Here is a 19,609-nt window from a genome sequence, read left to right on the forward strand (position 1 = left end):
CTGAACAAGGGACAGGGCATGCTGAAAGGCTCCGGAGTGATCATCCTTATGCTGGCTACCCTGCTCATGGGCGGCTGCCTGAATTCCGGCTCAGGGTCCAGCAATGGATCGGGCAATAACCCTGCGAACGGCACTGACAACCAACAGGGGGCACAGGGCCCCCTGGATTTGTCGGACGTGGCGCTGGTTCGAGCGGGCGCCGAGCCTCTGGATCTTTTGCTGATGACCGGGCTGCCCGAATCCCCCGGTGTCCATACGCTCCATGCGGAATACCGCTTGGCCGGGGATGACTTGCCCATCGGCCCCGATGCCGAAGCTGGCGGACTCGCCGTCATGCTGGAGGCGGACGAGCCGGGCACCGCGTACTTGTTGGTGCCCCTGATCGAGGCGCTGGAAGGGTCGGAAATCAGGTTACGGGTGACCGATGGCACAAGTTACAGCGACACGCTGACCCTGCAGATCGGCTCGCTTGCGGCGCCGCGGCCAGGGACAGTGACACAGTGGCTGGATGCCATTGAAGGCCTGATCCAGGCCACCACGGAGGCCTACGGTCTGCAGTATCCCGATGACCTGCAAAGTTACCTCGCCTCGCCACAGAGTATCGACTACGAATTCATTCCCCTCATCCGCGGCTACCACGCGGTGACCAACCCGGATAACCCGGACAACTTGCGCAATATTGCCGCCACACTGGATGACGATGAACAGCGCCTGCTCGAGCGTGTTTTCGCGCAAACCGGCGTCATCTCAGAGATTCAGGCACTGACAAGATTCGCCGCCAGCAACGACACGCTGATCGCGGAGGCGTTACCGCATCTGCAGGTAATGATCACGCAGCCATCGCTCACCCAGTCGTTGATGATAGAGCCAATGACCGATCCGGCAGGCGAGGGCCAGATCATCCTGGATGCACCGTACGGGATCCATGGGCCAGCAGACCTCAAGGAGCGGTTGCGCGTTTACAACCAGACCCGCTTCGTCCAGCAGACCGCGGAAACCACCCAGGAATACGCGGGGTATTTCGTCACGGGGGTTGGTATCGGGGCAGCATTCGTGGTTGCGGGGCCCGGCGGCGGCGCGGGCGCGGCCAAGGCACTCAGTAGCGCAAAGGTCGCCTCGAAAGTTTTTCATGGGGCGGACGCGGTGGGCGGCGTGATGACCATCACGCGCGGGTTCTTCCCCTGCTGCCTCGTGGATGTACGCATGAGCTTGCTACCGGATTCCGGCGTGGTGCAGCACGAAGACGAAGACGACCCCTCACTGATTGTCGAAGGTGCCGTGGCCACGGTGCACAGCGACGGCATCGATCTGGTCGACGATGTTGCCCTGCGGGTCGCCAAGCTGGCGGGCAAGAAACGGATCTCCGACGCCTACAAGGATGCCTACGGCGGCGATGCGTTTCGCGATGAACTGATCGATGCCGGTATTTCGGAGATCCTCAAACAGATTGGCATCGAGGGCACCGAAATCGTGTTCGAGTGGCCGGAGGTGGACATTGCCGGCGATGCGCCCCAGGACTGGCTGGAGGTCGAGATTGAGGGTTTCGCCGGGGCGACTTCGATCTTCGAACTGTCCCCTTTCCAGGCCCCCGGTCTGGTCGCTTATCAACTGAATGCCGAGACCTTCTTCGGCAGCGAAGATGTCACCAATGTCCTGCGGGTCGGCCCGGATCCGGAGGCCTTCGAACTGAAATCCTGGCATCCACCCCTCCCGGGGGACTCCCGCACCGTAGGCGCCCGCGCCATTGAAGTCGAGTTCGACCCGCCCGCCGTGCGGCTGGATGAGCCGGGCGGGATCGTGCCCTTCACCGTCACCGCACGGCATGCACGCAACTCGGACATCGAGCTGCCGCTGCGTCACGAACCGGAAATCGGCAGCATTGTCGGCCCGCTGAATTCCGGGCAGGACGGCACTTATAACTTTGAATACCACCCACCGCCCGATGAGCTGCCAACCCCAAGCATCCTGATTGGCACTTCGGCAATTACACGCGACGGCGTTCGTGGTCGCGGCGAGCCGCCTGTACGGTCCGGCGAGTTGGTGATCACCACCGATGCGGTGGCCGTGGCCGTCACGCCGCGGCATGTCTGTCTCGAACAGGGCGAGTCCGAGATCTTCCAGGCGGCCGATCCGCTGCTCGGCAACGCCGTTGCGGTGACCTGGAGCGCAACCTTGGGCAGCATTACCCCACAAGGCCACTACACCGCGCCGGCAATGCAATCCCCCGGCTACGCCGTGATCACCGCCACTTCCACTCAGGATCCAGACGTGAAGGCCAACGCCCGCGTGACATTCGGCTGCAGTTGCTGGTGGGACGGCAGCGTCGGCGGCGACTTTGCCCAGCACCACGCGGACTGGGCCATGAGCTATTTCCTGGATGATGCCGAGAACATTACACGCCTGATGGTCACGGAGGGACAGGGCGACAGTGGTATTTCGGTGTTCATCGAGCTGGATACCCCGGTGGGCCCGGGGGTGACCGGTACGTTCACCGGCCGCACCAGTGGCGGCACATTCACCAGATCCCTGCTGCCGGAGAACATCTGGTCGAACCGACTCACATTCGTCACCCCGATGCAGAACAATCAACCACCGGTGGATCCGCTACAGGTCACCATCAGCCGACACGAGATGCTGGACCCGAGCAACCCGAATTCGAGCCGACCCAACCGGGATCTGGAAGCGACCATTGCCGGTACCGTCTACCATGAAACCGCAGACGATACCCGGGGTTTCTACTTCAGCCGCTCCGGTTCGCTGAACCTGACCATGCAGGGCAACCGCTGGTTCTCCGTCGGTTTCGGCGGGCAGTACCGGTGCAGCCCTCCACGGTAGCGCACAGTGGCCAGCATCCGGTAAGCGCAACCACCAGGACGCGCCTACCGGATGAGCAGTCGCCGCACCAGCTTCTGCATCACACCCCCGTAGGGCGGATACAGCAGCTTCGACGGGTTGATCCGCCCCCGGGTGAACACGGCTTTTTCGTGGGAGAACGTGAGAAACCCGGCGTGGCCGTGGTACTGCCCCATACCCGACTCCCCCACTCCACCGAACGGCAGCTCATCCTGGGCCACGTGCATCAGGGTGTCATTGATGCAGACGCCGCCGGCATGACTCTCCTCCAGGACCCGCTGCTGGGCGGCCTTGTCCTCGCCGAAGTAATACAGCGCCAGCGGGCGCGGTCGCTCACGGACGTAGGCCAGGGCCGCGTCCAGATCCGGCACCGTGACCACGGGCAGAATGGGCCCGAACAGCTCCTCCTGCAGCACCCGGGCATCCGAAGGCACATTCAGAACCAGATGCGGAGCGATCTTGCGTGTACCGTCCAGGGGCTCGTCACGGGGGTTGAGGGGAATCAGGCTGGCACCACGCTTCCCGGCATCGTCCAGCACCGCCTGCAAGCGGCCGTACTGGGCGTCGTTGATGATGCTGGCGTAATCGGGGTTGTCCCGCAGCGACGGATAGAGGCGCGGCAGTGCCGCTTGCATTGCCTCCACAAGTGCGTCCCGTCGCGCCGAGGTACAGAGCACGTAATCCGGGGCGATGCAGGTCTGGCCACTGTTCACCAGTTTGCCGAACAACAGCCGCTCCACCGTCTGGTCCAGGGGGGCGTCCGTGTCGACAATGGCCGGCGACTTGCCACCCAGCTCCAGGGTCACTGGCACCAGATGCTCCGCTGCGGCCGCCATCACCTTGCGGCCGACGCCCGTGGAACCGGTGAACAGCAGATGATCGAAAGGCAGGCGTGAGAACGTGGCGCCGGCTTCCACACCACCCTGGAACACCGATACTTCTTCCGCGGCAAAGGCCTCGGTGACAACGCCCTCCAGCACCGCGTTGGTCTCCGGCGTGAACTCCGAGAGCTTGATCATGGCGCGGTTGCCCGCTGCCAAGGCCCCGACCAACGGCCCCAGAGAGAGAAACACCGGGTAGTTCCACGGCGCAATGATGCCCACCACCCCCAGCGGCTGGTAGACCACCCGCGCCCCGGCGGGCTGCATGAGGGGATGCGGCCACCGGCGGCGGCTGCGCATCCAGCCCTTGAGGTGGCGACGGGCATGACGGGCGGCGATCAGCGTGGGCATGATATCCACTGTCAGGGTTTCGTCCACCGAGCGACCGCCGAAATCACGGCTCACCGCGTCGGCCAGGGTACGGCGGTACCGGAGCAATGCGCGACGCAGGCGGTTCAGGGCATCACGCCGTGCCGCAGCATCCGGGTGTGGTTCCGCCTGAAAGGCCTGCCGCTGTTCCTCCAGACGTGAATGCATCGCAGCGATGATCTGCTCGTCGCCGGCTGCAACCTCGTTCTGCCCTGCACTGGCTGTGCTCATGTTTTCTCCATTCAGGCATTCACCGCATTCGCGAAATCCTTGATCTCGGAAACCTTCTCCCTGCCGCGGATCAGGTCTGCGGCGCGCTCGGCTACCGCGGTAACCGGTGCGTTGGTGTTACCACCAACGAGGCGCGGGAACACCGAGGCGTCCACGACGCGCAGGCCGCGCAACCCGTGGACGCGGAGCTCCGGGCCCACGACGCTTCCGGCATCGACACCCATCCGGCAGGTGCCCACCGGGTGATAGATGGTCTCGGCGTGGGCGGCAACGTATCGCCGGAGCGCAGCCCGGCCCCGTACGTCACTGCCCGGTTTGAGTTCCAGGTCACCGATGGCAGCGATAGTGGAGTGCGACAGGATATCCCGCGCCCGCTCCAGGGCGTCCACCAGCCGTTCAGCGTCGGCGTCCACGGAAAGGTAGTCGGGATCAATGCGTGGCGACATCTGCGGCTGGCCAGTATGCAGCCCAATGCGGCCGCGACTCTCCGGACGCAGGAAACAGGTCCGCAGCGTATACCCGTACCCGGCGATGGTGCGCCGAAGGTCCAACCCGTGATCGTCCTCGATGGCCGGCAGAAAGTGCATCTGCAGATCCGGAATCTCGCTGGCGGCGCTGCTGTGCAGGAATGCCCCCGCCTCGGCCATGTTGCTGCACAGCTCACCACGACGGTGCCGGAAATAATCCCACAGGCCCCGGGCGCCCCGTGGCATGTAACTGGGATGGAAGGAAACACCGCGCCGGTCTTTCGTGCTCCAGGCCACGGACACATCCAGGTGATCCTGCAGGTTCCCGCCGACCCCTGGCAGCTTATGTCGCACGGCCACGCCGGCCGCCTCCAGTTCCAGGGGCGAGCCGATCCCGGAGAGCTGCAGAATATGGGGGGTACCGATGGCCCCGGCCGCAAGGATGACCTCGGTGCCGGCCATGACGCTGTAGCGATGGCGACCCTTGCTGTAGAGCGCGCCATTGATGCGATCGCCTTCCTGGAGCAGTTGATGCACCAGGGCACCGGTAATCACGGTGAGATTGGGGCGCTTGCGCACCGGGTGCAGATAGGCCCAGGCATTGCTGCAGCGACGCCCATCCTCCTGCATCACGTGGTAAGGGCCGACGCCCGCCTGAGTGGCTCCGTTGAAATCCGGATTGTGCGGAATGCCCGCATTCACCGCGGCATCGACGAAGGCCTGACAGAACGGGTTGAAGGTGCGCAGCGGCTCCACCGACAGGGGGCCGCTGTCGCCGTGCCAGGCGTCCGCGCCACCGGCGAACCGTTCTGAGCGCCGAAAATAGGGAAGCAGCGACTGCCAGTTCCAGCCGGTAGCACCATCGGCTTCCCAGGCGTCGTAGTCCGCCGGGTGGCCTCGGGTGTAGCACATGGCATTGATGGCGCTGCTGCCGCCCAGGGTCCGTCCGCGTGGCCAGAACATGCGGCGGTTGTCCAGCCGCGACTGTGCCTCCGTGCGATACGCCCAGTTGAACCGGCGGCTGCGCATCAGGCCGGTAATACCCACTGGCACCCGGATCAGCGGATTCCAGTCCGGCGGCCCCGCCTCCAGCAGGCAGACCCGCACGTCGGGATCTTCGCTCAGGCGGTTGGCGAGCACGCACCCGGCCGATCCGCCACCAATAATGAGGTAGTCCACAGACTCCGCCACGATCCATTCCTCCCTGATTCGTGTTACTGCGATCCCGGCATCTTAAGGGCAACCCGGCCTGATCACAGGACCACCTCAAGCAGTCGCGGGCCCGGCTCGCGCATGGCGGCGGCGAAGCGGGTGTTAAAGGCGTCGATGCTCTCGATGCGATGGGCCTCCAAACCCATGCCCCGGGCCAGCGACGTCCAGTCCAGGTCCGGGTTGCCGATATCCATCAGCGCCCGGGCGCTGGCGCCGACCTCGCCCAGCCCGAGCCGGTCGAACTCGTTGTGCAGGATGCGATAGCTACGGTTGGCGTAGACCACGATGGTGATATCGAGGCGTTCGCGGGCCATGGTCCACAGGGACTGGACGTTGTACATGCCGGCGCCATCCGCCTGCAGGCAGACTACCTTGCGATCGGGACAGGCCACCGCGGCACCGATGCCCATGGGCAGGCCGCCGCCCAGGGCACCGCCCGTCAGCGACAGCCAGTCATGGGGCGGGCACCCCGCCGTCGCCTCCGGCAGGCCGCCGCGAGAGGTGACCGCCTCGTCGGAGATGATGGCACCCTCGGGCAGATGGGCGGCGATGCTCTGCCCCACGGTCTGTGGGGTGAGAGCCCCGGAGGCGGGTTGGGGCACGGAGGACTCCTGTACCGTTGCCCCGTCGGCGGCGGCACCCAGCCGATCGCACAACTGCTGCAAGGCACCGATGGAATCCTCACCCGGCGCGGCCAGGGTGTGGATATGACAGGAGTCCGGCGTCAGCCAGCTGGGCTGCTCCGGGTAAGCGAAAAACCCCACCGGCGGCACAGTCTCCACCAGGATCAGGTGGCCAGCCTCGCGCAACAGCGCCTGCCCCTGGTCCGGGTAGCGCGGGAAACGCTCCACGGGACTGCGGCCAGCGCCCCGCTGGAGCCGAGGAGTGAAGGTATCGGCGAAAACCTGAGCACCCGTGGCATTGGCCAGGCGACTAGCGGCCTCCAGGCCGTCGGCGCGCACCGCGGCACCGTTCATGAGCACCACCACCGGCTCCCCGGAGCGCAGGACTTTCTCCAGGTGGTCGAGCACGGTGGCATCCACCGGGGCGCGCCGGGGGGCCTCCAGGGCCGGTGCGGGCTCGCCCGCCTCGTTCCAGCTGCAGTCTGCGGGCAGGATCAGGCTGGCAATCTGGCCCGGAGGGCCGTAGGCGGCATCCACCGCTGCGCGGGTATCCGCAGCCAGCAGGCGGGACGAGGCGCAGGTCCGCAGCCAGCCGGACACCGGACGCGCGTAGGCGGCGACGTCCGAAGCCAGGGGCGTGTCGTACTGCCGGTGCCAGGTGGCATGCTCGCCCACCACGTTGACGATGGGTGTCCGGGCCTTCATGGCGTTGTGGAGCTGGGACAGCCCGTTGCCCAGGCCCGGGCCAAGGTGGAACAGCGTGGCCGCGGGCTTGTCCGCCATGCGGGCGTAGCCGTCGGCGGCACCGGCGACGACACCCTCGAACAGCCCCAGCACCGGGCGCATCCCCGGCACCCGATCCAGGGCTGCCACGAAGTGCATCTCGGAGGTCCCCGGATTGGCGAAGCAGGTATCAACGCCGCTGTTCAGAAGCGTGCGTAACAGCGTTTCTGCACCATTCATGAATCTCTCCCCCTCTGACCGGATCGGCCGCGTTCTTGTTATGTACCGACGGCGCGCCGCCGGCTCCGCCAGCGATCAGCGCACGAGTGCCCACTCTGCGCAGGCCCTTTCGGGTTACGAACCATCAGTTGAACGCAACAGCGACGCGCCGTCAAAGGCGGCGAAGGATCAGCCCAGCACGCCCTTCTCTCGCAAAGCGGCGATGTCCTCGGTGGAGTGGCCAAGTAGATCGCGGAGGACCGTATCCGAATGCTCGCCAAGCCCCGGTGCCGGTGCATGATCACCCAGCGGCGTGGCGGAATAACGAATCGGGTTGGCCACGCCGGGGATTGTGCCCAGTTGGGGGTGATCGGTGTAGGTCTGCATGCCGCGCGCCCGGATATGAGGGTCGTCGAAGACGCGGTCGATACGGTTGACCGGGCCGCAGGGTACACCTGCGGCTTCCAGGTCCCGCAGCCAGTCATCCGTGGTCCGGGTGCGGAACACGGCGGCAAGCTCGGGGACCAGCGCATCCCGGTGCGCGACCCGCCCGGCGTTGGTGGTAAACCGGTCGTCCGCCGCCAGGTCGGGGCGACCCATGATCTCGCCCAGGCGCCGGAACTGGTCATCGTTGCCGACGGTGAGCACGAGATACCCGTCCCGGGTCGGGAAGGTCTGGTACGGCACGATGTTGGGGTGGGCGTTGCCCATCCGTTGCGGCACCTGCCCGCCCACCAGGTAGTTCATGGCCTGGTTGGCCAGGGTGGCCACCTGGACGTCCAGCAGCGCCAGGTCGATGTGCTGCCCTTCACCGGTGCGCTCGCGGTGGGCCAGCGCCGCCAGGCTAGCCACGGAGGCGTACATGCCGGTGAGGATGTCGGTGAGGGCGACGCCCACCTTGGTGGGCTCGCCGCCCTGGTCGTCCGGCGCCCCGGTGATGCTCATGAGCCCACCCATGGCCTGCAGCAGGAAGTCGTACCCGGCACGCTCCCGATAGGGGCCAGTGTGTCCGAAACCGGTAATCGAGCAGTAGATGAGCGCGGGGTTCACGGCCTGGAGGCTGGCGTAATCGAGCCCGTACCGGGCGAGACCGCCCACCTTGTAGTTCTCCAGCAGGATGTCGCTCTTCGCCGCCAGCTCCCGCACCAGCGCCTGCCCGTCGGGCCGGGTGATGTCGATGGCCACGGAGCGTTTGCCGCGGTTGGCGGAGAGGTAATAGGCGGATTCAGCGTCGTTGCCTTCGGCGTCCTGCAGATAGGGCGGCCCCCAGCCGCGCGTATCATCCCCCCGCCGGGGCCGCTCGACCTTGATCACTTCGGCACCGAGATCAGCGAACAACTGGCCGGCCCACGGACCGGCGAGGATACGGCTCAGATCGAGAACTCTGACGTGGCCGAGAACGGAGGTCATGACTGTCGCTCCTGAGTCGTGTGGCCTCCTGACGGAGACATACGGATGGGTCGGCGCAGGCAGGTGGTGGTCTCGACTCCGCCCCCTGCGCGACAATCCGCGTAGGGTGGACCTTCAGGTCCACCATGGCTGGCCTCGATGAGCCACCTTGGCTTGCATGTCCGGGGAAGGTGGACCTGAAGGTCCACCCTACGCAGGCTTGATGCACCCTACAGCCGACCCGCCGGCCTCTCTCGAACGACAAGCGGGGTGCCAGCAACACGCTGCGCACCCCGCTCCAGGGACCGAGGTCCGAAGGCTCAGCGGACCTTGTCCAGCTCCTTCGAGAACTCCGGCACAGCTTCGAACAGATCCGCCACCAGGCCGTAGTCGGCCACCTCGAAGATCGGCGCCTCCTCGTCCTTGTTGATGGCGACGATCACCTTCGAGCCTTCCATGCCGGCCAGGTGCTGGATGGCACCGGAGATGCCCACCGCCAGATACAGGTCCGGAGCCACGATCTTGCCGGTCTGGCCCACCTGGTAGTCGTTGGGCACGAAGCCGGCGTCCACCGCGGCGCGGGAGGCGCCCATCGCGGCGTTGAGCTTGTCGGCAACCTCTTCCAGGATCTTGAAGTTGTCGCCGCTGCCCATGCCACGGCCACCCGAGACCACGATCTTCGCGGAAGTCAGTTCCGGACGATCCGACTTGGTGAGCTCCTGGCTGACAAAATCGGCGACGCCGCTGTGCTCCAGGGCATCCACCGACTCCACCGAAGCGGAGCCACCCTCAGCAGCTGCCGGATCGAAGGCAGTCGGGCGCACTGTGATCACCTTGATCGCATCGGTGGCCTGCACGGTCGCCATGGCGTTACCTGCATAGATCGGCCGCACGAAGGTGTCGTCCGATTCCACACTGGTGATCTCGGACACCTGGCCAACGTCCAGCAGTGCCGCGACGCGCGGCATCACGTTCTTGCCGAACGTGGTGGCCGGCGCCAGCACATGCCCGTAGTTGCCGGCCATGGAAGCAACCAGGCTGGCCAGATCCTCGGCCAGTCCGTGCTCGTAGTGCGGCGCGTCGGCGAGCAGGACCTTGCTGACCCCGTCCACCTTGGCCGCGGCATCCGCCACGCCACTGCAGTCCTTGCCGGCGACGAGCACGTGCACGTCACTGCCGATTGCCTTGGCGGCGCTCACGGTACCCAGCGTCGAGGACGCCAGGTGCGTATTCTCATGTTCTGCTACGACAAGAATGGTCATCTCAGATCACCTTCGCTTCGTTCTTGAGCTTGTCGACGAGTTCGGCCACGTCCGCCACCTTGATACCGCCCTGGCGCTTCGGCGGCTCGGAGACCTTGACGGTCTTCACGCGGGGCGTCGTGTCCACGCCCAGCTCATCCGGCGTCATGGTGTCGAGCTGCTTCTTCTTGGCCTTCATGATGTTCGGCAGCTTGGCATAGCGCGGCTCGTTGAGGCGCAGGTCGGTGGTGACCACCGCCGGCAGCTTCAGGGACACCGTCTCCGCGCCGCCGTCGATCTCGCGGGTGACCTGGACCTTGCCCTCCTGCACGTCCACCTCGGAGGCGAAGGTGCCCTGGCCCCAGCCCATGAGCGCGGCGAACATCTGACCGGTCTGGTTGGCGTCGTCATCGATGGCCTGTTTGCCGAGGATCACCATGTCCGGGTTCTCCTTCTCGGCCACGGCCTTGAGCATCTTCGCCACTGCCAGCGGCTCCAGCTCATCACTGGTCTCCACCAGAATGCCGCGGTCACCGCCCATGGCCAGCGCCGTGCGAATGGTCTCCTGACACTGGGTCACGCCCATGGAAACGACGACCACCTCTTCGGCAACGCCCTTTTCCTTGAGCCTCACGGCCTCCTCGACGGCGATCTCGTCGAAGGGATTCATGGACATCTTGACGTTGGCGGTTTCTACGCCGCTGCCGTCCGCCTTCACGCGGACTTTCACGTTGTAGTCCACCACGCGCTTCACAGGCACCAGAATCTTCATAGCATCTCCATTCTGCGTTAGTGCGCTTGGCGACAGTCGATTGATTCAATCGTGCCGGACCGGGACCGGCTATTCCGCTCTGCGAAATCGTGTTTCGCTACAGTGCGGTGAGCATAGATAAGCATCTGATAGCTGTCAAATTGCACCGGCGATGACCAGGGGCGGATGACACACTACGACGCATTGTACATAAGGCGCGCCTGCTGTCGCTTGTCCAGCAGCGAAATCCGCCGTTGGCATTGTGTCGCGACCCCGGATCCGGCACACGACGCCGACGACGTGTTACATTATTGCTTGAGCAGTATGGAGCGGGCGCGATGAGCACGACAGTGGTAACACCGTTCAAGCACGAAGACCATGATCACGATCATTGCGTGGACGACGCCCTTGCGCGTGCGGAGCGTCAGTGCGAGCGACGCGGCGTCCGGCTGACGCCGATCCGGCGGCGGGTGCTGGAACTCATCTGGCACCGGCACGAGCCCATGAAGGCCTACGATCTCCTGGACATGCTGCGCGCCGAACGGCGGAGCGCCGCGCCACCCACGGTGTATCGCGCCCTGGATTTTCTTCTCGAGGAAGGCCTGATCCACCGGATCGAGTCCCTGAACGCCTACGTGGGATGCGGTGACCCCGATCGACCGCATGTCGGACAGTTCCTGATCTGTCAGCACTGCAATGCGGTGGCCGAAATGAATGATGCCGACGTCCATCAGGTGCTGGCGGACAAGGCCGGGGATCTCGGCTTCCAGGTCAACACGCAGACCATCGAGATCAACGGCCTGTGCCCGACCTGCCGTGACCAGGGGTATGCCCTGAACGCTGTCTGATCTCTCCTCGAGAGACCGGCTGACCGCGCGGTCGGCTTGCCCCTGACCGGTATCCGTCATAAGGTTATCCCGCCTGCTTCAATGTACACGGAGAAGTCCCTCGTCATGCGTGCACTCACCCGGCGGCTCGGTTTCGTCCTCTGTTTCGGCGGTGTCTCGCTGATGACCGCCCAGACGGCCATCGCCAACGACACCATGGACCTCAGTGAGGCCTACCGGCTCGCGGTGGAGCAGGATCCGCAGCTGCGCGCTGCCCAGGCACGCCTGCGCGCCAGCGAGGAGCTCAGCAATCAGGCCCGTGCGCTGTTCCTGCCGGATATCAACGTCCAGGCGGGGGCAAACCAGAACTGGGAGAATTCCCAGTTCGGCGACCAGTCCCGGAACAGTGTTGACTACCAGAGCTGGTCCGCCGGCGTTGAGCTGGTCCAGCCCCTGTTCCGCCGCGAGAGCTTCGCCATTGCCGACCAGAACGAAATCCTTCAGGACCAGGCAGGGCTGCAGTACGCCCAGAGCCAGCAGGACATCCTGCTGCGGGTCAGCGAGGCCTACTTCGACCTGTTGCTGGCCCAGGACACCCTGGAATTCACGGAAGCGGAACTGGAGGCGGTGGAGTCGGAACTGCGGCGGGCCGAGCGCGCCCTGGAGGTCGGTAGCGGCACTGTCACCGACCGCGACGAGGCGCGGGCCAGGGTGGACCAGGTGGAGGCCCAGCGCCTGCGGGCCCAGAACGACCTGCAGATCGCCCGGGAGAATCTGCGCAGCCTCATCGGGCGCCCTCCCGCTGAACTGGTGGGCCTGCGCGAGGACTTCACTGCCCAGCCACCCTCCCCCGATTCGCCGGAAGTCTGGGCGGACCGCGCCGAGCGCAACAACCTCACGGTGCGTCTGTCCGAGGGCGAGTTCCGCCGGTCCCGGGCCGAGATCCGCCGGATCGAGGGGGAGCGTAGCCCGCGGGTGGATTTCGTCGCCAGTTACGGCCGCAACTACCAGAGCGACAGTCTCGGCTTTGGCCAGCAGGAGCTACCGGGCATCGACGGCGAGATCGACAGCGAACAGACCCAAGTGGGCATCAGCGTCACCATGCCCCTGTATACCGGCGGGCGTATCGGATCCCAGTCCCGCGAGGCCCAGGCGGAACGCGATGCCTTCTTCGAGGAGTCCATCGACGCCAAGCGCCAGGCCCGCCTGCAGGCGGAATCCGCCTACCTCAACCTGGTGTCGAACCTGCGCCAGATCAGCGCGCTGGAGCAGGCGCTGGAATCGGTTCGCAGCACCGAACGCTCCACCCGGCGTGGTCTGGAAGTCGGACTGCGCACCACCCTGGATGTGCTCAACATCCAGCGGGACCGCTTCGCCACCAAGCGGGATCTGGCCGAGGCCCGCTACAATTACCTGCTGAACTACCTGCAGCTGCAGGTCGCCGTGGGCTCCGGGCTGGACGGCTCCACCGTGGACGACGTGAACTTCTTCCTCGCCGGTGACGGCAACACGGAGTAGCCCGACGTGGCGGCCGCGGCGCTCCCCGGACCTGCCCGAGGCATCCGCCGGGTACTGATGGCGTCAGTGGTCCTGGCGGTGCTCGGCGGCTGCGCCTCGTTCACGGCCATGGACGCCGACCAGGCGTTCAGCGACTCCCCGGAGGCGGTGGAACTCACCGACGTGCCCTGGTTCCCCCAGGAGGCCCTGCAGTGCGGGCCGGCCGCGCTGGCGGAGATGCTCGGCTGGAGCGGTTACACCACCACGCCGCACGCCCTGGAAGGCGCCCTGTTCATCCCCGCCCGCGAAGGCACGCTGCAGACTGAAATCCTCGCCCAGGCGCGCACGCGCAACCGGGTCCCCTACCGCATCCCCGGCACCTACGACGCCCTCATGGACGAACTCCGGGCGGGCCATCCGGTGATGGTGTTCCAGAACCTCGGCCTGGCGTGGCTGCCGGTCTGGCACTACGCCGTGCTGGTGGGGTACGACCCGACGGACCAGGCGTTCATCCTCCGCTCCGGTGTACACGAGCGCCACCACAGCCCCCTGGACCGCTTTCGCCGGACCTGGGAGCGGGGCGACCACTGGGCGGTGGTGATCATGCCTCCGGACCGGCTGCCGGCCACAGCTGAAGCCACTCCCTGGCTGCGCGCCGCGCATGACCTGGAGAGTACCGGCCGACCGCATGCCGCCGAGATCGCCTACCGCACCGGCCTGGAACGCTGGCCCGACCATGGCGGCCTGCACGTGGCGCTGGTCAACCTGCTGCACGCCCGGGGGGATGCGGGCGCGGCGGAGGCCGCCGCGCGGCGAGGACTGGACCAAACTGAATCCCGTCGCGACGTGCTCCGGAACAACCTGGCAATGCTGCTGCTCGAGCGCGGTGCGTGCGACGAGGCCGAGGAGCTCGCGCGGGACGCCGTCGCCGACGCCGACGGACCCTTCGCCGAAAACTTCCGCCGCACGCTGGAGAATATCCAGGAGCGCAGGGACAACGACGACGGCTGCGACTGACTCCGGGGCGCTGGTCAAGCCGGATGGTGCACGCTGGTACACTCCCGTCAGTATCCAACCCCCAGCAACGTTTCCCTCACCAACGGAGGTCGCCGATGGACGAACAGACCCGCACCGAACTGGAAGCCGCCGCATTCCGCCAGCTGGTCAGCCACCTGCGGGAGCGCACCGACGTGCAGAACCTGGATCTCATGAACCTGGCCGGCTTCTGCCGCAACTGCCTCTCCAAGTGGTACCGGGCCGCTGCCGAGGAGCGCGGGCTCGAGATGACCGATGAGGAGGCCAAGGAGATCGTCTACGGCATGCCGTACAGCGAGTGGAAGGACAAGTACCAGAAGTAACGATCCGATGGTCCTGTCTCTGCCGGCGTGCGGGACGCCCTGCTATGACATAAAATAACGGGCTTTCCGAAACCAGATCCGTTCCCGCATGCCGCGCCTTGCCATCGCCGCCACCGCCGGACTGTTCCTGCTGTCCGGGTTCGCCGCCCTGGTCTACCAGGTGCTCTGGGTCCGGGAACTCGGGCTGCTGTTCGGCAACACCGCCCAGGCCGCCGCCCTCGCCATCGCCATCTTCTTCGCCGGCCTCGCCGCCGGCGGGTGGATCTGGGGCCGAATCGCGCCGCGGGTCCGCTCCCCCCTGAAAGCCTTCGGCTTCCTGGAGATGGGCGTGGCGGCCACCGCCCTGGGCCATTTCTTCCTGCTGGACCTCTACCACGCCATCTACCCGACCCTGTTCACGGCGGCGCACGGGACGGACTGGGCGGTCATCGCCCTGCGTGCGGGGCTCGGAGCCCTGGTGCTGTTCCCGCCGGCGTTCCTCATGGGCGGCACCCTGCCGATGATGGGCCAGCACATGGTGCGCCTCACCGGCCGGCTGTCCACCACCGGCACCGCCGTTTACGCCCTGAACACCTTTGGCTCGGCCATGGGTGCTCTCGCCGCCGGGTTCATGCTGCCACCGCTGCTCGGCTTCAACGGCGCCTACATGCTGGCCATCGGTATTGACCTGGGAGTCGGCCTGGCGGCGTTGGCACTCGCCCTGGCCACCGTATCGATCAGCGCACGCCCGCGGGACAGCAAGGAGCAGCAGCGGCGGCGCCGCATGTCCGCACAACAGACACAACCGCGGACGGCACCGCCGGAAACCCGGGGCAACGGGGAGCTCCCGGGGGCACTCATCATCCTGGTCGCGTTCGTCTCGGGCACGGCGACCCTGGGGGTGGAAGTCCTGTGGACACGGCTGTTCGCCCAGGTCCTGCAGAACTCCGTGTACACCTATGCGGTGGTGCTGGTGGCGTTCCTGCTGGCCCTGTCCCTGGGGTCCCTGGCTGCCAATGCCCTCGCCCGACTCCGCCGCCCGGCGCCGCGGCATGTGCTGCTGGCCGTACTGGCGGCATCGGCGCTGGTCACGGCGGCATCGCCCTGGGCCTTCCACGCGGTCACCGGCGGGCTGTCCTACGTGGGCGCCGGCGCCTCCTGGCTGGAATACCTGGCAGCGGTCTCCACGGTGGCCCTGCTCATCATGGTGCTGCCGGGCATCCTCCTGGGCGTGACGCTGCCGTACCTGCTGCGCCTGTCGGAAGCAACCAGCCCCGAACCCGGCGAGATCCTGGGACGGCTGGTGGCGGTGAATACCTCGGGCGCCATCGTCGGCTCCCTGACTGCCGGCTTCGTGCTCCTGCCCTGGCTGGGTGTCAGCGGGAGTCTCCTGGCCCTGGCGGGACTCTACCCGGTGCTGATGATTCCGCTGATCCTGCGCGAACCGCTCTCGCTCCCGGCGCGACTGGGCTGGGCGGCGCCGGTCACCGCGGCCGCAGTGACCCTGCTGTTCCTGCGCATCGACGGTCCGGCGGCCACCCAGATCGACAGCGCCGCCGGCGAGGAACTCATCGAACTGATCGAGGGCACCCACGCCACCGCCGCGGTGATCGAGCGCGGCCCTCACCGGCTGATCCGCGTGAACAACTTCTACACGCTGGGCGGCACCGGCGCCCTGGAATCCGAACGCAACCAGACCCTGATTCCCATGCTCACCCACCCGGAACCGCGACGGGTGTTCTACCTGGGCATGGGCACGGGCATCACCGCCGGTGCGTCGCTGCTGTTCCCGGTGGAACGCGTGGATGTCTGTGAGCTGCTGCCGGAGGTGGTGGAACTGGCGGAGCGCCACTTCCGGCCCTGGACCCAGGGCCTGTTCGACGACGACCGGGTCAACGTCCGCGCCGAAGACGGTCAGCACTGCCTGCGTCACGCGGACACCGAATACGACCTGATCATCAGCGACCTGTTCACCCCATGGAAAGCGGGCAGCGGCAACCTCTACACCGTGGAGAACTACCGCACCGGCCGGGAACGTCTGGCGGAGGACGGCCTGTTCGTGCAGTGGCTGCCGCTGTACCAGCTCACGGAAAAGGAGTTGTCGTCCATCGCCCGCACCATGCAGGCGGTGTTTCCCCGGGTGGTGATGTGGCGGGGCGATCTCTTCGCCGACGGCTCCATCGTCGCCCTGGTGGGGACTGAGGAAGGCGTCACGGTGGACCCCGAGGCCATGGTGAACCACGGCCGAGCCCTGGCGGACAACCCGGCCCTGCCCGAGGACCTGCTACGGGCGGTGGGACTGCGGTTTTACGCCGGCAACGTGGGCACCAGCGATCTGTTCGCGGACGCGCCGCTCAACACCCGGGACCGCCCCGTGGTGGAATACGAGGCGCCCCGCAGCCAGCGCCGGGTGCAGGCCGGCGAGGACACCTGGATGACAGGTTCACGGCTGGGCCTGCTGTATCGGGAGCTGCTGGAACAGACGCCGCCGGCACAGGACCCGTACCTGGCATCACTGCAACCGGAGGATCACGGCTTCGTGCAGGCCGGCCAGCACTACTACTTCCACAATGTGCTGCGGTTCAACGAGCGCCACGACCTGGCCCGAGCCCAGTTGCAACGGTTCCTGGCACTGACACCCTTCGAGGAACCGCCACCGGATCCGGACAGCCCGGAGACGCGGTCACGCTGGGAAGAGGGACGGTAGCGACAACGGATACGGGCCGGTCAGCGGCGTGGCAGCAGCCGCAACAGCGCAAGCCCCACGACGATGGCGACGAAGGCGGGCCCGAAGGGCAGATCACCCACCAGCGCGATGACGAACGCCGCCAAGTAAGCCAGCACGCCCAGCACCGCTGACAGCGCCACGGCAACCCGCCAGCCCGGGGCCAGGGCGAAGGCCACCCAGGGCGTGACGAAAATCAACGCGAACGCGGCCATCACTCCCATGGCCATGGAGGCCAGCGCCACACCGGCGGCCACCAGGATGTTGAAGCCAAAGCCCAGGGCGGCCACCGGCCGGCCGTTGGCACGGTCCTGCCCCGGAAACAGGCGCGCGCGCAGCAGCCTGCGTGACAGCAGCGGCATGACCACGGCAAACACCAGCGCGAAGGCCAGTGCGGTGAGCAACTGGTCCATTCCGGTGAAATAGAGTTGCCCGTCCACCAGCGTCTGCGCCAGCGTGCGGGCATGGTGGCTGAACTGTGCCCCAAGAATCATTGCGGCCCAGCCGCCCAGGATCATGATCGCGTAGAGGTCATTGCCGGTGCGGCGCACCAGCCCCCGAACCGCCACACCTCCGCCGGCAACGGCCAGCGCGGCCAGCAGCGGCGGCACCCCCAGGAGACTGCCCATGACACCGCCGGCGCCGCCCAGATGGGCGAAGCCCAGCGCGGCCAGCCACTCCTCGCGCATGCGCAGATAGAGCCCGAGGACGGGCAGCACGCCGGCGAACACCAGGCCGGTGAAGAACGGCAGACGGAACAGCGGATCGAACAACAGGTCCCAGGGCATCAGGCGATCTCCACCATCCGGTCCACGACCTGGGTCAGAAAATCCCGCTCGTGGGAGATCACCAGCGCCGCGCGGCCCGGTGCCAGGGAGCGCAGGGTGTCCGCCAGCAGCGCCTCGCCGTCGGTATCCAGGTTATTGGTGGGTTCGTCCAGCAACAGCAGATCCGCCGGATGGCCGATGGCGGCCCAGACCATGAGCAGTTGCTGCTGCCCGCCACTGAGGCGGTCCACCCGCACGTCCACAAGCGCGGCCAGCCTGGCCGGCAGAGTATCGGCCGGGACGTCCATCAACCGCAGCACTTCGCGGACACGCAACGGGATTTCGCTGACGGCACCGCCGGTATTCAGGCCATACTGGGGTTGGTAGGCCACGCGGAGGGCTTCACGGCGCGTCACCGTGCCGGCGAACACCGAGGCTTCACCGGTGAGCACGCGCATGACCGTGGACTTGCCACAGCCATTGGGACCGGCGAGCCCGACCACCTCGCCGGCCTCGACGAAAAAATCGAGGGGCCCGACCACGGGCCCCTCGTAACCGGCCCGCAGGCCGTCGACAGTCAGCAAACGTGTCGTCATTTACTCCATCGGGGATCGGATCACTTCCACCCATTCGTCCAGCAGGGCGAAGTAGTCGTCGGCATCGCCATCCACGTCGACGCCATTCATCAACGTAAAGTACTCCCAGCCCAGCTGCTCGGCGACGAACTGTACATGGTCCTCACGCTGGTACGGGTAGCGGATGATAACACCCTCCTGCCCTTCCAGGTCCCGGATCAGGGACCGCAGGTGGGAGCCCGTCGGCGGCACGCCGGGGACCGGCTCCAGGTAACCGAGATCCGGCACATTCAGCCGCTCCAGCAGATAATTGGCGTCCTCGTGGTAGAGCACCACGCCCGGGGCGCCGTCCACGCGCTCCTGCAAGTCGGCCACATGCTCCTCGGCGCGGGCCATGAAGTCCTCGGCGTTGTCCTGGAAGGTATCGGCATTGGCGGAGTCCATCTGCGCCATGCGACCGGCCAGGGCCTTGGCCACCTCGCCCATGCGAATGGGGTCGAGATAGACATGGGGGTTGCCGGCCGGGTGCACATCACCGCGGGACCGGTCTGCGGCACCGCCGCCACCGATCAGCTCCACCTGCGCGGCGGCCTCGAAGTAGCCAGAGCGACCGGCACGCACGCCGGGGTTGTTGGCGCCGTTGATGGCCGCGGGCAGCCAGCCCTCCTCCAGTTCCGCGCCGACGGAGACCACCAGGTCGGCCCGACGGATGGCGGCCATCATGGACGGACGCGCCTCCAGGTAGTGCACGTCCCGGTCCGGCGGCGCCATGGTGGTGACTTCCACGTGCTCGCCGCCCACATGCTTGGCCAGCATGCCCATGTTGGAGGTGGTAGTGGCGATGTTCAGGGCCTGCGCCGTCGGCGCGACCACCAGCGCCGCACCCAGCAGGCCTGTCAGTAGTGTGCGTTTCAACATCATT

At 66.6% G+C, this 19,609-nt stretch carries 15 protein-coding genes; 6 read left to right on the forward strand and 9 right to left on the reverse strand.

From position 1 onward, the window contains the following. Positions 1-18: 18 nt before the first annotated feature. Positions 19-2,835, forward strand: coding sequence for a hypothetical protein (locus KU884_RS13985; protein WP_167783192.1), 2,817 nt, complete (start codon positions 19-21; stop codon positions 2,833-2,835). 44 nt (positions 2,836-2,879) lie between these two features. On the opposite strand, the gene KU884_RS13990 is transcribed toward KU884_RS13985, so the two are convergent. The 6 genes from KU884_RS13990 to KU884_RS14015 all read right to left on the reverse strand — a co-directional run bounded on the left by KU884_RS13990 (position 2,880) and on the right by KU884_RS14015 (position 10,980). Then, positions 2,880-4,334 carry a coniferyl aldehyde dehydrogenase gene (locus KU884_RS13990; RefSeq protein ID WP_167783193.1) on the reverse strand — a complete coding sequence of 485 codons (1,455 nt, stop codon included), beginning with the start codon at positions 4,332-4,334 and terminating at the stop codon, positions 2,880-2,882. A gap of 11 nt (positions 4,335-4,345) precedes the next feature. Next, positions 4,346-5,992, reverse strand: a complete 1,647-nt coding sequence (locus KU884_RS13995; protein WP_217351376.1) for a GMC family oxidoreductase — start codon at positions 5,990-5,992, stop codon at positions 4,346-4,348. 62 nt (positions 5,993-6,054) lie between these two features. Continuing rightward, positions 6,055-7,599, reverse strand: a complete 1,545-nt coding sequence (locus tag KU884_RS14000) for an acetolactate synthase large subunit (RefSeq protein ID WP_167783194.1) — start codon at positions 7,597-7,599, stop codon at positions 6,055-6,057. A gap of 168 nt (positions 7,600-7,767) precedes the next feature. Next, a complete protein-coding gene (locus tag KU884_RS14005) occupies positions 7,768-8,988 on the reverse strand; it encodes a CaiB/BaiF CoA-transferase family protein (RefSeq protein WP_167783195.1) in 1,221 nt (406 codons plus the stop codon). A gap of 299 nt (positions 8,989-9,287) precedes the next feature. Then, positions 9,288-10,229 carry an electron transfer flavoprotein subunit alpha/FixB family protein gene (locus KU884_RS14010; protein ID WP_167783197.1) on the reverse strand — a complete coding sequence of 314 codons (942 nt, stop codon included), beginning with the start codon at positions 10,227-10,229 and terminating at the stop codon, positions 9,288-9,290. Between the two features lies 1 nt (position 10,230). Then, positions 10,231-10,980, reverse strand: coding sequence for an electron transfer flavoprotein subunit beta/FixA family protein (locus tag KU884_RS14015; RefSeq protein WP_167783198.1), 750 nt, complete (start codon positions 10,978-10,980; stop codon positions 10,231-10,233). A 317-nt stretch (positions 10,981-11,297) separates the two neighbouring features. Between KU884_RS14015 and KU884_RS14020 the strand changes: the two genes are divergently transcribed. The 5 genes from KU884_RS14020 (at position 11,298) to KU884_RS14040 (ending at position 17,327) form a co-directional block, all read left to right on the forward strand. Beyond that, positions 11,298-11,807 carry a Fur family transcriptional regulator gene (locus tag KU884_RS14020; protein ID WP_167783199.1) on the forward strand — a complete coding sequence of 170 codons (510 nt, stop codon included), beginning with the start codon at positions 11,298-11,300 and terminating at the stop codon, positions 11,805-11,807. A gap of 105 nt (positions 11,808-11,912) precedes the next feature. After that, positions 11,913-13,304: a TolC family outer membrane protein gene (locus KU884_RS14025; RefSeq protein WP_167783200.1), complete on the forward strand. Its 1,392-nt coding sequence runs from the start codon at positions 11,913-11,915 to the stop codon at positions 13,302-13,304. A 57-nt stretch (positions 13,305-13,361) separates the two neighbouring features. Then, positions 13,362-14,300 (forward strand): PA2778 family cysteine peptidase, encoded by a 939-nt coding sequence (locus tag KU884_RS14030; protein WP_167783201.1) that lies wholly within the window; start codon positions 13,362-13,364, stop codon positions 14,298-14,300. A gap of 95 nt (positions 14,301-14,395) precedes the next feature. Then, the gene (locus KU884_RS14035) at positions 14,396-14,641 is read left to right on the forward strand and encodes a DUF1244 domain-containing protein (RefSeq protein WP_167783202.1); all 246 of its coding nucleotides are present in this window, start codon (positions 14,396-14,398) and stop codon (positions 14,639-14,641) included. Positions 14,642-14,729: 88 nt separating this feature from the next. Continuing rightward, entirely contained in the window at positions 14,730-17,327 is a 2,598-nt protein-coding gene (locus tag KU884_RS14040) for a fused MFS/spermidine synthase (RefSeq protein WP_167783204.1), read from the forward strand. Between the two features lie 20 nt (positions 17,328-17,347). On the opposite strand, the gene KU884_RS14045 is transcribed toward KU884_RS14040, so the two are convergent. Genes KU884_RS14045 through KU884_RS14055 form a run of 3 tightly spaced genes read right to left on the reverse strand, consistent with a single transcriptional unit; the run spans position 17,348 to position 19,608 of the window. Next, complete coding sequence (locus KU884_RS14045; RefSeq protein ID WP_167783205.1) at positions 17,348-18,133, reverse strand: metal ABC transporter permease; 786 nt, start codon at positions 18,131-18,133, stop codon at positions 17,348-17,350. Further along, complete coding sequence (locus tag KU884_RS14050) at positions 18,133-18,708, reverse strand: ATP-binding cassette domain-containing protein (RefSeq protein WP_167783206.1); 576 nt, start codon at positions 18,706-18,708, stop codon at positions 18,133-18,135. Before KU884_RS14050 ends, KU884_RS14045 begins: the two co-directional genes overlap by 1 nt. Then, complete coding sequence (locus tag KU884_RS14055) at positions 18,709-19,608, reverse strand: metal ABC transporter substrate-binding protein (RefSeq protein WP_167783211.1); 900 nt, start codon at positions 19,606-19,608, stop codon at positions 18,709-18,711. Position 19,609: the final 1 nt, after the last annotated feature.

Source organism: Aquisalimonas sp. 2447 (assembly GCF_012044895.1).
Lineage (GTDB): Bacteria > Pseudomonadota > Gammaproteobacteria > Nitrococcales > Aquisalimonadaceae > Aquisalimonas.

What these genes read in the sequence shown, in the direction of transcription:
- KU884_RS13985 (WP_167783192.1), top strand. Translation starts at nt 19, where the DNA reads ATGCTGAAAGGCTCCGGAGTGATCATCCTTATGCTGGCTACCCTGCTC.
- KU884_RS13990 (WP_167783193.1), bottom strand. Translation starts at nt 4,334, where the DNA reads ATGAGCACAGCCAGTGCAGGGCAGAACGAGGTTGCAGCCGGCGACGAG.
- KU884_RS14000 (WP_167783194.1), bottom strand. Translation starts at nt 7,599, where the DNA reads ATGAATGGTGCAGAAACGCTGTTACGCACGCTTCTGAACAGCGGCGTT.
- KU884_RS14005 (WP_167783195.1), bottom strand. Translation starts at nt 8,988, where the DNA reads ATGACCTCCGTTCTCGGCCACGTCAGAGTTCTCGATCTGAGCCGTATC.
- KU884_RS14010 (WP_167783197.1), bottom strand. Translation starts at nt 10,229, where the DNA reads ATGACCATTCTTGTCGTAGCAGAACATGAGAATACGCACCTGGCGTCC.
- KU884_RS14015 (WP_167783198.1), bottom strand. Translation starts at nt 10,980, where the DNA reads ATGAAGATTCTGGTGCCTGTGAAGCGCGTGGTGGACTACAACGTGAAA.
- KU884_RS14020 (WP_167783199.1), top strand. Translation starts at nt 11,298, where the DNA reads ATGAGCACGACAGTGGTAACACCGTTCAAGCACGAAGACCATGATCAC.
- KU884_RS14025 (WP_167783200.1), top strand. Translation starts at nt 11,913, where the DNA reads ATGCGTGCACTCACCCGGCGGCTCGGTTTCGTCCTCTGTTTCGGCGGT.
- KU884_RS14030 (WP_167783201.1), top strand. Translation starts at nt 13,362, where the DNA reads ATGGCGTCAGTGGTCCTGGCGGTGCTCGGCGGCTGCGCCTCGTTCACG.
- KU884_RS14035 (WP_167783202.1), top strand. Translation starts at nt 14,396, where the DNA reads ATGGACGAACAGACCCGCACCGAACTGGAAGCCGCCGCATTCCGCCAG.
- KU884_RS14040 (WP_167783204.1), top strand. Translation starts at nt 14,730, where the DNA reads ATGCCGCGCCTTGCCATCGCCGCCACCGCCGGACTGTTCCTGCTGTCC.
- KU884_RS14045 (WP_167783205.1), bottom strand. Translation starts at nt 18,133, where the DNA reads ATGCCCTGGGACCTGTTGTTCGATCCGCTGTTCCGTCTGCCGTTCTTC.
- KU884_RS14050 (WP_167783206.1), bottom strand. Translation starts at nt 18,708, where the DNA reads ATGACGACACGTTTGCTGACTGTCGACGGCCTGCGGGCCGGTTACGAG.
- KU884_RS14055 (WP_167783211.1), bottom strand. Translation starts at nt 19,608, where the DNA reads ATGATGTTGAAACGCACACTACTGACAGGCCTGCTGGGTGCGGCGCTG.